This window comes from Escherichia sp. MOD1-EC5990 (assembly GCF_002965285.1).
GTDB classification, from domain to species: Bacteria; Pseudomonadota; Gammaproteobacteria; order Enterobacterales; family Enterobacteriaceae; genus Escherichia; species Escherichia coli_F.
The window spans coordinates 78,102-91,481 of record NZ_PTRV01000010.1 but is presented as its reverse complement, the minus strand read 5'-3'; the positions used below and the strand labels follow the sequence as shown (position 1 = coordinate 91,481).

Here is a 13,380-nt window from a genome sequence, read left to right as displayed (position 1 = left end):
CAGTGACAATGTTAAGGGAAAGACTGCGCATTTATTTCGTTTTGACTCCGATAGTCGTCAGGTTCAATTGTTATCAGTTGACCTTAATTTGGTGTTAAAGAAAGGGAATATAACCCCATAACTTGTTGTGAAGTTCCGGATTGCAGGTAAAAAGCGCCTGAAGTTGCTGACGCTGAGGAGCATTTGGTTGAATGCCCGAAAGATTGAAATTGCGTTGCCATATCGCGAGCTGTTTACCTGCAAATTCTTCAGTTAGCTTGTGTTGCGATTGCAGAAGAAGAATTAAACAGGCCCATTTGTTCAAGTTATGATACAGCCGACAATATGCGCAAGCATGTTTAACTGACGGTGCGTTTTCCTGCAACTGACGTATTTCCTCGAACGTGAGCGGAACTCGACACCATACACAGATGTTAACCATAAATCGAAGCCCGGAGGCGTCCGGGTTAGCCAGTGTGGTCAGAATAATCCCTTTGACACCACCATCAGGATTGGCTTTCGCAAGAATATACATAGCGGCTAATCGCAGTGGGAATACATCCTGTGATAATCCCCATTCTGCCAGTTTTAAAATATTGGCATCATGAATGGAGTCCAGCCCGTATAAAGCTGCCCGGCGCTGTGAGGGAGTATATTCAGTCGAGGTGACAACATGACGCCAGAATTGCACAACATCCATGACGTCATTAAGCATGTTTTTAGCGCGTAGACGGATCAACATATTGTTATCCAGCAGTAATGCGCTGTACAACGCCGGAGGAATTTCTATAGCTCGGTCAGTAAGGCTAAACAACGTTGCTTGTCGAATACGCGGCCAGCGGTCTTTTAACAGACGAGTTAATACCGCTTCGCTTAACGGTAATTGTTGACGCAGCCAGTGGGTGACCGCCAGCATTCGTAAACCTTCGTCGGGCTGCTTGAGTATTAAAAGCAGCGAAGATTCATCATTAAAGTAGCCATATTCAATCAGCGTTTGTAATACTGCGCGGGAGAGTTTTTTATCAGGGCAAGTAAGCCAACACGTTAATTGTGGACGGCTATTTTCTGTCAATAAAAATCTAAGTATCTCGTCTACAAATGCAGCATGATCGTAACGCTGGCATTGGAGAAGGTTACGTATCATGGGAAGATTAACGGCAAATGCCGCTGCATTCTTATCCTTCTTTAAATGACGTAACGCTATGGTTGCAGCAAGGCGAACCTCTTTTACCCAGTCATTAGCTGCAAGTAATAATTCTTCTATAGCTGCAACATCCTCTTTTTGTCCCAGACATTGCACGGCCTTTTCTCGTATATATCCATTGTGGTGATGGGTAAGCTGGCAAAGAACCAGAGTATCGTTGAGATCACAATCATGCGCTATATAATTGCCTGGATCGGCTATCATCGACTGGAGTTGTTGCTGGATAAGAAATAATTCACAGTCAACAGAATTATTCATTTCGACGTTAAACAAAACCCTGCGTGTAAATAATGTACGCAATCCTTTGAGCATAATTTTCCTTATCAGTTATGAGGAGAAAACTCATTTCATGATTAATAATTTCCTGAGGGATAGTAACTCTGTGATGAGAGAAAATAAAGCCGGACGCCAACAACCCACGCCCGGCATCGTCATTACGTATTGTCTTTCACCGTCTGGCTTGTGCCATTGGCTTTAACGGAGGCAATTCCGGTTTCACGAGATTGCGCGGTGGCGTACATCTGGCTGGAGCCGATAATTTGATGATTGGCGGCTTTCAGATTGAAATAGAATTTGCCGTTGCTTGCTGTTTTTTTCTCATAGCGTTCTTCTTGTGGGCTGTTGCTACGCACTGACGCGATGCCCTTTTCCGCAGAGGCTTTTGAGGTATACAGCTCGCTGGTGAGGATAGTCTCACCATTGCCCGCTTTTAGCACAAACCGGAATTGATTATCACTGCTCCTACTGAGTTCAAACCAACCAGCCATAATGACTCCTTGATTGAAATTGCGTATCGAAAACAGCATCTAAAAGGACTGTTTGCCGATTAAAGTATGAGCGATTTTCAGGTGCTTGCCAGGGCGGAGAGATAATGTCAGATAGCCGACAATGCGCGGGATAATGCTGCCGGATGTGGCGTGAATGCCTTCTCCGGCAGGTAAAAATGTTAAACGATGCGGCAGGCGTCGGCTTCCCAGCGATAACCGACACCGTAGACGGCGCGGATAAAAGACTGCTCTTCGTCCAGAGCTTCCAGCTTGCGACGCAGGTTTTTAATGTGGCTGTCGATGGTGCGGTCAGTTACTACGCGGTAGTCGTCATAAAGGTGGTTCAACAACTGCTCGCGGGAGAACACTTTTCCTGGTTCATGAGAGAGTGTTTTCAGCAGACGAAATTCCGCAGGCGTCAGGTCAAGCATTTTACCGCGCCATGAAGCCTGAAAACGACCTTCGTCGATAATCAACGGGCTTTCAGCATCCTGTTGCTGCAACTCGCGCTGCGGTTTGCAACGGCGCAAAATGGTTTTGACGCGCGCTACCACTTCCCGTGGACTGTACGGCTTACAGATATAATCATCTGCGCCAATCTCCAGCCCGAGCAGGCGGTCGATCTCTTCGATTTTTGCTGTCACCATCACGATCGGAATGTCAGAAAAACGACGAATTTCCCGACACAACGTCAGGCCATCGGTGCCAGGGAGCATCAGATCCAACAGGATCAGATCCGGTGGTGTCTGGCGCACATATGGCAGTACCTGATCGCCGTGGCTGATAAGCGTCGGCGCATAGCTCGCAGCAAGCAGATAATCAATAAGCAACTGCCCCAGCTTCGGTTCATCTTCCACGATCAAAATACGTGGCGTGTTTTCGTCGATTGGTAACTCGGTCATACTTCTCTCTGTAAATCCCGTTCCAGCGGTAACTCTACTGTAATGCTTACCCCGCCAAAAGGCGAATGAGCGGCAACAATGCGACCATTATGTGCTTCAACAATGTTAAGACAAATCGCCAGCCCCAGGCCGGAACCGCCGCTGGCACGGTTGCGGGAACCTTCGGTGCGATAAAAACGCTCAAACAATTTTTGCAGTTGATCGTCACTAACGCCCGGTGCACTGTCGGCAAAGGTCAGGCGCACCGTTTTGTCATGTTGCTCGGCAGAGATATGCAGGCTGCCGCCGCTGTCGGTATAGCGCAGGCTGTTTTCCAGTAAGTTATTGAACAACTGCATTAAACGATCGCGATCGCCAAATACGGTAATGCTGTCTGGCAGGGAAAATTTCAGTTTCAGCCCGCGGCTGGCGAAACGCTCACGAAATGCGCCACCCGCGACTTCCAGTAGCGGGATCAGATCCACCGACGATTTCTGGTAGGCGAGAGCGCCTTCATCAGACATCGACAATTGATGAAGATCATCCACCAGTTTGGTCAGTGTACCGACCTCTGCCTGTAAAGAAGCCACCGTCTCCGGCGTGAATTTACGCACGCCATCCTGAATAGCTTCCAGTTCGCCGCGCAGTACCGCTAAAGGCGTGCGCAGCTCGTGGGAGATATCGGCCATAAAATCGCGGCGCATCTGTTGGTTTTTCTCCAGCGTGCTGGCGAGCTGGTTGAAGTCTTGCGCCAGTTTGCCCAATTCATCTTCACTGGTGGGCGTCACGCGAGTAGTGAAATCGCCCGCTGCCAGTTTGTGTGTACCGTCCACCAGTCGTTTGACCGGAGCCAGCAAACCGCGCGCCAGTGGGAATGTCGCCAGCGCCGCTAACAAGGTAGATAAAGCGACAATCAGCCAACTGGTTTGCCTCTGTTGTCTGTCAAAATTGATGTCGGTATTGCGGGTCAGTCGTTCAACAGGGGAGGCGATCACCGCACCCACTTCCGCCCCATTGACCATAATGGGCCGCCGTGTGCCGTCTGGTGGAATCGGTGCTCGCGGGCCAACCAGCACTTTGTTGTTTTGATCAACCACCCAGAATTGCGTGCGCCAACCGTGTGGCGGCATACCGGGGCCGGGCTTATCTTCGTTGTTATCATGCTCCAGCGAACGTAGGATCTGAAATACAAAGCGATCGTTATTACGCAGGAAGCGCCAGTTCCCGTGCTGGGCGTACTGCTCACCAAGCGCATCGCCGAGCATTTGCAGCCGTTGTTCATTTCCATGCTTGATGTAATCGATAAAGCCGCGCTCAAAACTGATACGTACCGCCCAGTGCATCGTGATCAATAAGACAATGCAGGTGGCGAAAATCGCCAGAAACAGTTTGCCGGTAATACCGGGTCGCCAGAATTTCATTGCGCGCTCCTTTTTCGCCGCGAAATAGCGACATTTTGATGCGTATCGTTCGGCACTCTGGCAAAGACAAACGCCGGAAGGGCGATGATAAACGCCATGCTAAGCCAGGTGTACATAAAGACGGTTTGTGTGGTGCTGCTGTCTACACTGACATGCTGTGAACCAAAAAGCCCCAGCAACAGCCCGGCGATGGTGACGCCGATACTCATCGACAATTGCATAATCATCGACAGCAGGCTGTTGCCGCTGCTCGCCAGATTGTCTGGTAGATCTTTCAGCGTCAGGGTGTTCATGGAGGAGAAACGTGTCGAGTTGACCATTCCTTGTAAAAACAGGACGAACGGCAAAACGTAGTACCAGCCCAGCAGAGCGGTAGTCATAAACAGCAGGGTGACCAGCGACAGGCCCAGCGTGGTCGCCACCAGTACCCGACGGTAGCCAAAGCGATTCACCACTTGCACTACAATTCGCTTCATTCCCATGCTGCCGAGCACCATCGGGATCATCATCAGTCCGGCATGGAACGGCGAGAAACCGAGGCCAATCTGTAAGAAAACCGGTGTCATAAAGGGCAACATGCCACTGCCGATACGTCCGGCAAAGCTCCCCGCCAGGCCCAGCGAAAAGGTACGGGTGCGGAACAGTTTCAGACTGAACAGGGCGCGGTTGTTGTTTCTGGCGTGCAGCAGATAAAGCACCAGTGCCACCACGCCAATCGCTGCCAGTCCGGCAATCGCCAGCGGTGAAAGTCCCGTGCCTTTACTGCCATCCAGCGCCAGCGTTAATACCGCCATGCCGACCGCCAGCAATAAAAAACCGGAGAGATCGAAACGCCGCGTCTGCATGGTGTAGTTTGGCATTAACATCAGCGTGGCGATCGCACCGATAATCCCTGCCGGAATGTTGATCAAAAAGATCCAGTGCCAGGACGCGTATTCCACCAGCAGGCCGCCGAGCGCCGGACCCAATAGTGGGCCGACCTGACCGGGTAGCGTAACAAAGGTCATCGCCGCCATATATTGCTCGCGCGGTACAATTTTCATCACCGTAAGCCTGCCGACCGGCACCATCATCGCGCCGCCAACGCCCTGTAACGCGCGTGCCAGCAACAGTTCGTTTAGCGTGGCAGAAAGCGCGCAAAACAGCGAACCGAGGGTAAACAGCACGATGGCGGTAAAGAAGATATTGCGTACGCCGACTTTGTCCGCCAGCCAGCCGCTGGCGGGCAGCATCACCGCCACGGTCAGCACATAAGATACGATGACCATGTGCATATGCAACGGACTTTCCCCAAGGCTTTGCGCCATTGAGGGAAGGGCGGTGTTTACGATGGTGGTGTCCAGCGACTGCATAAAGAAGCCGAAAGCCACAATCCACAATTGCCAGCGGGTGCTGTCGGGAAGATCTGTCATTTACTCGGTTACCGTTTGTTTAGGTTTACGCGAAAAACGCAGCCGCAGACGGTCAAAAAAGAGATACACCACTGGCGTGGTATACAGCGTCAGAAGCTGGCTCATTACCAGACCTCCGACAATGGTGATCCCCAGGGGTTGGCGCAGCTCCGAGCCGTCACCGCCCGACAATACCAACGGCAGCGCACCAAACAGCGCCGCCAGGGTAGTCATCATAATCGGGCGAAAACGCAGCAGACAGGCCTGGAAAATAGCTTCCTGCGGCGTCAGGTTACCGTGCCGTTGGGCTTCGAGCGCAAAATCGACCATCATAATGGCGTTTTTCTTCACGATGCCGATTAATAGCATGATCCCTATCAGGGCGATTAGGCTGAACGGGGCATTGAACAGCTCCAGCGCCAACAGCGCTCCAACGCCCGCCGAGGGCAGGGTGGAGAGAATCGTCAGTGGATGCACGTAACTCTCGTAAAGGATACCCAGCACGATATACACCGTGGCGATGGCTGCGATAATCAGGATCACCTGCGAGTTCATCGTCTCCTGGAATACCTGCGCTGTTCCGGCAAAACTGCCGCGCACCGTCGAAGGCACACCTAGCTGGGTCATTGCGCGGTCAATCGCCGCACTGGCGTCCGAGAGCGATTTTCCGGTCGGCAAGTTGAACGAGATGGTCGAGGCCGCCGATAATCCCTGATGATTCACCGACAGCGGGGCATTCGCCGGTTGCCATTTAGCGAAATATGACAGAGGGATCGCTTTTCCTTCGTTATTAATGACAAACATTTTTTCCAGTGCACTGATGTCCTGGGTATAGCGCGGATCCACTTCCATCACCACTTTATACTGGTTCATGGGCTGGTAAATGGTCGAGATTTGCCGCTGACCGAAGGCGTTATTCAACAGGCTGTTGGCGGCCTGCACGTCGATTCCCAGCCGTGCCATGGTATCGCGGTCGTAAACCAGATTCATCTCCGCGCCGTTATCCTGCTGGTCGGAATTCACGTCCGCCAGTTCCGGCAATGTCGCCAGTTTTTTGCGGATTTTCGGCTCCCATTCGCGCAGCGCCGCCAGGTCGTCGGAGAGCAACGTATACTGGTAACTGGCGTTCGACTGACGTCCGCCAACGCGAATATCCTGTACCGCCATCAGGAACAGATTCGCCCCCGGTTCTTTCGCCAGCTTCACCCGCAGACGGTCGATAATTTGCTGCGCCGTTTCGCTGCGCTCGTCGCGCGGTTTGAGAGTGATAAACATCATCCCACTGTTCACCCGCGAGCCACCGGTAAAGCCGGTGACATTATCCACTGCCGGATCGTCACGGATAATTTTCATAAAATCCTGCAACTTACCACGCATCGCCTGAAACGAAATACTCTGATCCGCCTGTATCCCGCCCATCAACACGCCGGTGTCCTGCTCCGGGAAGAAGGTTTTCGGGATCGAGATATACAGCCAGATATTCAAAGCAATGGTGCCAAGCAGCACCACGCCCACCAGACGGGTATGATTAAGCACCCATTTCAGTGACTTGCCGTAGCTTTGTTGCAGGGCTACCAACATGCGACCAAAACCACGCAGACGCTTTTGCTCGCGCGGCTTGCTGGCTTTTAGCATCCAGCCGCACATCATCGGCGTTAACGTCAGGGAAACCAGCAACGAAATACCAATGGCGACAGAAAGCGTCACGGCAAATTCGCGTAACAGTCGGCCCGGCAATCCGCCCATCAACAGCAGCGGCAGGAACACCGCCACCAGTGACAGACTCATCGACAGTACCGTAAAGCCGACTTCGCGAGTACCTTGCAGCGCGGCCTGTAGCGGTTTCATCCCCGCTTCCAGATGACGGGCAATGTTTTCCAGCACTACGATGGCGTCATCCACCACGAAACCAGTAGCGATGGTGAGCGCCATTAACGAAAGATTATTGAGACTGAAACCGCACAGGTACATCGCCGCAAACGTACCAATCAGCGAAACCGGCACCGCAACGGCGGGAATAATTGTGGCGCGACCCGAGCGCAGGAATAAAAAGACCACCAGAATCACCAGTGCCACCGAGATAATCAGCGTTTGCTCGACTTCTTCCAGCGAGGCGCGAATGGTGGGGGAGCGATCCTGGGCAATTTGCAGATCAATCGCCGCCGGAATGGTCTCCTGCAACTCCGGTAATTTTGCCCGGATGCTGTCAACCGTCTGGATAATATTGGCTTCCGGCAGCTTGCGGATCATCAGCAAAATAGCCGGTTTGGCGTTGGTCATCCCGGCGTTGCGCACATCCTGCACTGAGTCGGTCACCGTCGCTACATCGCCCAGACGAACCGCGCCGCCGTTGTTGTAATGAATAATCAGCGGCTGATATTCAGCGGCGGTTTTCAGTTCATCGTTAGTCTGGATCTGCCAGCGGTGAGTGCCATCTTCCAGCGCCCCCTGCGGTTTACGCACGTTGGCATTGCTGATGGCAGTGCGTACGTCGTCCAGCGACACGCCCTGATTAAATAGCGCCTGCGGGTTCAGCCCAACGCGCACAGCGGGCAACGAGCTGCCGCCGACATCGACATCACCGACACCGTCGATTTGCGAAATTGTCGGAGCCAGTTGCGTCGAGGCGAAATCGTACAGTTCACCCTGCGAATAAGTATCGGATGTCAGCGTCAGGATCATAATTGGCGCATCCGAAGGATTCGCTTTGCGATAGGTCGGACGGCTTGGCATTCCGCTGGGCAGCAAACTTTGCGCGGCGTTGATCGCCGCCTGCACATCGCGCGCCGCGCCGTTGATATCCCGGTCAAAATCAAACTGCAAAATAATACGCGTGCTGCCAAGCGAACTGCTGGAGGTCATTTCACTGACCCCGGCGATGCGCCCAAGTGAGCGCTCCAGCGGCGTGGCGACGGAAGACGCCATTGTCTCCGGCGATGCACCGGGCAGCGAGGCGCTGACCATGATCACCGGAAAATCGACCTGCGGCAGCGGGGCGACCGGCAGCATACGGAAGCCCAGTATGCCGCACAGGGTAATGGCAACCGACAGTAAAATCGTCGCCACCGGGCGGTAAATGAAGAGGGCAAAAAACTTCACTTACGCCTCCTCTTCATGACGAGCAAAGCGGCTTTTGGTCCACAATGCCAGGCGGTCGAACAGCAAATAAATCACCGGCGTGGTAAACAGCGTCAGCACCTGGCTGACTATCAGACCGCCGACCATGCCGATACCTAACGGACGACGCAGTTCCGCGCCGACCCCGGTACTTAACATCAGCGGCAACGCGCCAAGCAGAGCCGCCAGAGTGGTCATCAGGATCGGACGAAAACGCAACAGACAGGCCTGGTAAATTGCATCGCGCGGCGACATGCCTTGCTCGCGCTCGGCAGCCAGCGCGAAGTCGATCATCATGATGGCGTTTTTCTTCACAATACCGATCAGCAAAATAATGCCGATGATGGCGATCACATCCAGCTCACTTCCGGCAATCATTAGCGCCAGCAGTGCGCCAACACCTGCCGTTGGCAACGTCGAGAGAATGGTGATCGGGTGGATAAAGCTCTCGTACAGAATGCCGAGCACGATATACATCGCCACCACCGCTGCGACAATCAGCCAGACAGTGCTGCCCAATGCCGACTGGAAGGCGAGGGTGCTGCCCTGGAATTGTGTGGTGATATCCACCGGCAGATTCAGCGTCTTTTCGGTGTCCATAATCGCCTGCACCGCATCACCGAGAGAATAGTTATCCGGCACGTTAAAGGAGATGGTCGTTACCGGGAACTGATCCAGATGGTTGATGGAGAGCGGCGCAAAACGCTGCTCAATTTTGGCAATTGAGCTTAGCGGCACCACGCCACCGTCGCTGCTGGTCAGGCGGATAGTATCCAGCGCCGCGAGGCCTGGGGTATTTTCGGTATTGTGCTCCAGCACCACGCGATACTGGTTAGCCTGAGTATAAATGGTGGAAATCAGTCGCTGACCAAACGCGTTGTACAGGGCGTTATCGACGTCCGCCATGCTGATCCCCAGACGGCTGGCGCTGTCGCGATCAACGTTGACATACGCCACCAGCCCTTGGTCCTGCCAGTCGCTGGAGACATCAGAAAGCTGTGGCAGCTGCTGGAGTTTTTCCACGAGTTGCGGCACCCAGGTGCTGAGCGCATCCAGCGATGTGGCCTGCAAGGTAAACTGGTACTGGGTGCGGCTGACCTGAGTATCGATAGTCAGATCCTGCGTTGGTTGAAGGAAGAGATCGACACCCGGCACTTTATCTACTGCCGTTTGCAAACGGGCGATGACTTTTTGCACCCGATCATCACGTTCATCCAACGGTTTGAGGTTGATCTGTAAACGCGCACTGTTCAGCGACGGGTTAGTACCATCAACGCCAACAAATGAGGTCAGGCTTTGCACCGCCGGGTCCTGCAAAATCACATCAGCGACCTGACGTTGCCGCTGGGCCATATTGGCAAAGGAGCTGGATTGCGGTGCCTGCAAGGTGCCCTGAATAATGCCGTTGTCCTGTACCGGGAAGAAACCTTTCGGAATGAACACCCATAAGAGAACGCTAAGCAGCAGCGTGCTGAGCGCTACGCTTAAAGTCAGCCACGGATGATTCAGCACTTTCGCCAGTCCACGACCATAGGCGGCAATTATCCTGTCGAACATTTTTTCCGAGGCCCGGGAGAAGCGGTTCTGTTTACGCAGCGACTCCTGGCTGAGCATCCGCGCGCACATCATCGGTGTCAGGGTCAGCGACACCACGGCTGAGATCAAAATCGCTACCGCCAGGGTAATGGCAAATTCGCGGAACAGTCGCCCGACGATATCGCCCATAAACAGCAGCGGGATCAGCACTGCAATCAGAGAGAAAGTCAGTGAGATAATGGTAAAACCGATTTCACCTGCGCCCTTGAGCGCCGCTGCCAGTGGTTTTTCGCCTTTTTCGATATAGCGGGAAATGTTTTCGATCACCACGATGGCGTCGTCGACAACGAATCCGGTGGCGATGGTTAACGCCATCAGCGTCAGGTTATTGATCGAAAAATCGAGAAACACCATGACCGCGAAGGTGCCGATTAACGACAGCGGCACGGCGACGCCAGGAATGATGGTCGCCGGAATATTGCGCAGAAACAGGTAGATAATCATGACTACCAGCGCGATAGCCATCATCAGTTCAAACTGGGTATCGTCGACTGATGCGCGGATATTGGTAGTGCGATCGGAAAGTACCGTCACTTTTACCGATTTCGGCAGACTCTCGGTAAGCTGTGGCAGCATCTGCCGAATGCTGTCGGCGGTAGAGATAATGTTAGCACCGGGCTGGCGCTGAACATTCATCACAATGGCCTGTTCTTTGTTCGCCCATGCGCCAAGCCAATTGTTTTCTGCGCCTTGTTCAACGGTTGCGACATCACCAAGACGAATCGGCGCGCCGTTCTGGTAGGCGATAATCAACTGGCGATATTCATCCGCAGATTGCATCTGGTCGTTCGCGGAAAGCGTGACCGCGCGGGAAGGGCCGTCGAGGCTACCTTTAGCCGAGTTAACGTTAGCGCCGGTAATGGCGGTGCGCACGGTTTCGCTGGTCAGGCCGAGGGCGGCAATCGCCTGGGCGTTAAGTTTGACGCGAACAGCCGGACGCTGACCGCCGGAAAGCGTCACCAGCCCGACGCCGGAAATCTGCGAGATCTTCTGCGCGACGCGGGTTTCCACCATATCTTCCACTTGGGTCATCGGCATGGCGGTTGAGGTGACGGCAAGCGTCATGATTGGCGGATCTGCCGGGTTCACTTTGCTGTAAACCGGCGGGTTAGGCAGATCGCTCGGCAACAAGTTGGTCGCAGCGTTAATCGCGGCCTGCACTTCCTGCTCGGCGACATCCAGCGGTAATGTTAGCTGGAACTGCAAAGTGATAACTGACGCGCCGCCGGAACTTTGCGACGACATCTGTTTCAGGCCGGACATCTGCCCGAACTGGCGTTCGAGCGGTGCGGTAACGGCAGAGGTCATGACATCCGGGCTGGCACCTGGGTAGAGGGTGACCACCTGAATGGTTGGATAGTCCACTTCCGGCAGCGCCGAAACGGGCAGGGCACGATAACCGATAATCCCGGCGAGTAAGATCGCCACCATCAGCAGCGTAGTGGCGACAGGACGCATAATAAACAGGCGCGACGGGCCGCCTGTGCTGCTCGGGGGTAACACCTGCATCAGGAGCGTGCTCCTTTTTTCGCGTATTCGCGGCTGGTGGCTTTCTCTTCCGAAGTGGTGGCGCTTTGAGCTTCAACCACTTCCACTTTCGCCCCTTCGGTCAGACGATCAATGCCATCCGTCACTACGCGGTCGCCTGCAGAAATACCTGCGCGGATCACCACTTTCTGACTGTCCTGAATGCCCGGCGTCACCAGATGTTTGCTGACCTTGTTTTCGCTATTCAGCACCCAGACAAAATGGCCTTCGTTGCCCATTTGCAGGGCGGCGGTGGGGATCACCACGGCGTTTTGTTCGGTGTCGACTAACATGCGCGCGTTAACAAACTGATTGGGAAACAGCGCATCATCCTGATTATTAAAGCGTGCTTTCACTTTAATCGTACCGGTAGTGGCATCGATTTGGTTATCGAGACTTAACAGCGTGCCTTCACTTAATTTCTTCGAGTTGGTGCGATCCCAGGCTTCAACAACCAGCGGTTTTCCGGCTTTTTGCGCCTGTACTACGGTAGCGATATCGCTTTCCGGCAGGGTAAAGAGCAAATCGATAGGATGCGTCTGGGTGATCACCACAATCCCGGTGGTATCACCACTGGAGATTTGGTTACCAACATCAACCTGCTTGAGACCAACGCGACCATCGACTGGTGCGGTGATGCGGCTCCAGTCGAGTTGCAGCTGTGCGCTGGCGACGCTCGCTTCATCAGCCTTAATGGTACCTTCGGTTTCACTGACCAGCGCCTGTTGGGCATCCAATTCCTGACGGGAGACGAGATTGGTTTTTGCCAGTTGCTGATAACGCGCTAAATCACGGCGGGCGTTGGCTAGTGTGGCTTTATCTTTTGCCAGTTGCCCCTGAGCTTGTGCTAATGCAACTTTGAACTGGCTGGGGTCAATTTCTGCCAGTAAATCGCCTGCTTTGACCTGCTGACCCTCCTGGAAATGTAATGCCATCAGTTGACCATCTACGCGACTGCGCACCGTAACGGTGTTAGCAGCGGTAATCGTACCAAGCCCGGTGAGGTAACGCGGAACCGCCTGTTCCACGGCAGTTGCTGCCTGAACCGGGGCCAATGGGCCGGAACGCATACCACGGCGGCCACCGGCTGGCGACTGCTGTGCTTGCTTCGTCGCACCTGGCGCTGCGCTCTGGGATTCATTGCGGCCTTGCCAGAACCAGAAAGCGGCGATGGCGGCGATAACCACCACGATTACGATTACCCAACGGGATTTATAACTGCCTTTCATCGTTAAGAGTTTCTCTTCCTGAAACGTTTCGCGGAATGATACTAGTGTAGCCAGCCAATAAGGGAGAAAAATGGAGGAATTATGAAACACTGTCGGGAATCGTCTGAATGACGGGCACTTTTGCGAGCACGCATCCAGTAATAACACAGGAAACTATTTTATCTACGCGTTAGCGATAGACTGCATTCAGGGCAAAAGGAGGTAGGCCGACGATTTCAGCGGGACGCTGAAACGGGAAAGCCCCTCCCGAGGAAGGGGCCTTAAATAA

At 53.7% G+C, this 13,380-nt stretch carries 8 protein-coding genes; all 8 read right to left on the bottom strand.

All coding sequences use genetic code 11. The features are described from left to right. Window positions 1-94: 94 nt before the first annotated feature. Entirely contained in the window at window positions 95-1,495 is a 1,401-nt protein-coding gene (locus tag BEB42_RS13790) for a HEAT repeat domain-containing protein (protein ID WP_105267418.1), read from the bottom strand. Between the two features lie 122 nt (window positions 1,496-1,617). Further along, entirely contained in the window at window positions 1,618-1,950 is a 333-nt protein-coding gene (locus BEB42_RS13785; protein WP_001364219.1) for a YegP family protein, read from the bottom strand. A 179-nt stretch (window positions 1,951-2,129) separates the two neighbouring features. After that, window positions 2,130-2,852: a two-component system response regulator BaeR gene (gene baeR, locus BEB42_RS13780; protein WP_039021729.1), complete on the bottom strand. Its 723-nt coding sequence runs from the start codon at window positions 2,850-2,852 to the stop codon at window positions 2,130-2,132. Continuing rightward, window positions 2,849-4,252 carry a two-component system sensor histidine kinase BaeS gene (gene baeS, locus BEB42_RS13775; protein WP_000675171.1) on the bottom strand — a complete coding sequence of 468 codons (1,404 nt, stop codon included), beginning with the start codon at window positions 4,250-4,252 and terminating at the stop codon, window positions 2,849-2,851. Before baeS ends, baeR begins: the two co-directional genes overlap by 4 nt. Beyond that, window positions 4,249-5,664, bottom strand: a complete 1,416-nt coding sequence (locus BEB42_RS13770; RefSeq protein WP_105267417.1) for an MFS transporter — start codon at window positions 5,662-5,664, stop codon at window positions 4,249-4,251. Before BEB42_RS13770 ends, baeS begins: the two co-directional genes overlap by 4 nt. Further along, window positions 5,665-8,742 (bottom strand): multidrug efflux RND transporter permease subunit MdtC, encoded by a 3,078-nt coding sequence (gene mdtC, locus BEB42_RS13765; RefSeq protein WP_105267416.1) that lies wholly within the window; start codon window positions 8,740-8,742, stop codon window positions 5,665-5,667. Continuing rightward, window positions 8,743-11,865: a multidrug efflux RND transporter permease subunit MdtB gene (gene mdtB / locus BEB42_RS13760; RefSeq protein ID WP_001197843.1), complete on the bottom strand. Its 3,123-nt coding sequence runs from the start codon at window positions 11,863-11,865 to the stop codon at window positions 8,743-8,745. It abuts the gene before it with no gap. Continuing rightward, window positions 11,865-13,112 carry a multidrug efflux RND transporter subunit MdtA gene (mdtA, locus tag BEB42_RS13755; protein ID WP_000679022.1) on the bottom strand — a complete coding sequence of 416 codons (1,248 nt, stop codon included), beginning with the start codon at window positions 13,110-13,112 and terminating at the stop codon, window positions 11,865-11,867. Before mdtA ends, mdtB begins: the two co-directional genes overlap by 1 nt. Window positions 13,113-13,380: the final 268 nt, after the last annotated feature.

What these genes read in the sequence shown, in the direction of transcription:
- BEB42_RS13790 (WP_105267418.1), bottom strand. Translation starts at nt 1,495, where the DNA reads ATGCTCAAAGGATTGCGTACATTATTTACACGCAGGGTTTTGTTTAAC.
- BEB42_RS13785 (WP_001364219.1), bottom strand. Translation starts at nt 1,950, where the DNA reads ATGGCTGGTTGGTTTGAACTCAGTAGGAGCAGTGATAATCAATTCCGG.
- baeR (WP_039021729.1), bottom strand. Translation starts at nt 2,852, where the DNA reads ATGACCGAGTTACCAATCGACGAAAACACGCCACGTATTTTGATCGTG.
- baeS (WP_000675171.1), bottom strand. Translation starts at nt 4,252, where the DNA reads ATGAAATTCTGGCGACCCGGTATTACCGGCAAACTGTTTCTGGCGATT.
- BEB42_RS13770 (WP_105267417.1), bottom strand. Translation starts at nt 5,664, where the DNA reads ATGACAGATCTTCCCGACAGCACCCGCTGGCAATTGTGGATTGTGGCT.
- mdtB (WP_001197843.1), bottom strand. Translation starts at nt 11,865, where the DNA reads ATGCAGGTGTTACCCCCGAGCAGCACAGGCGGCCCGTCGCGCCTGTTT.
- mdtA (WP_000679022.1), bottom strand. Translation starts at nt 13,112, where the DNA reads ATGAAAGGCAGTTATAAATCCCGTTGGGTAATCGTAATCGTGGTGGTT.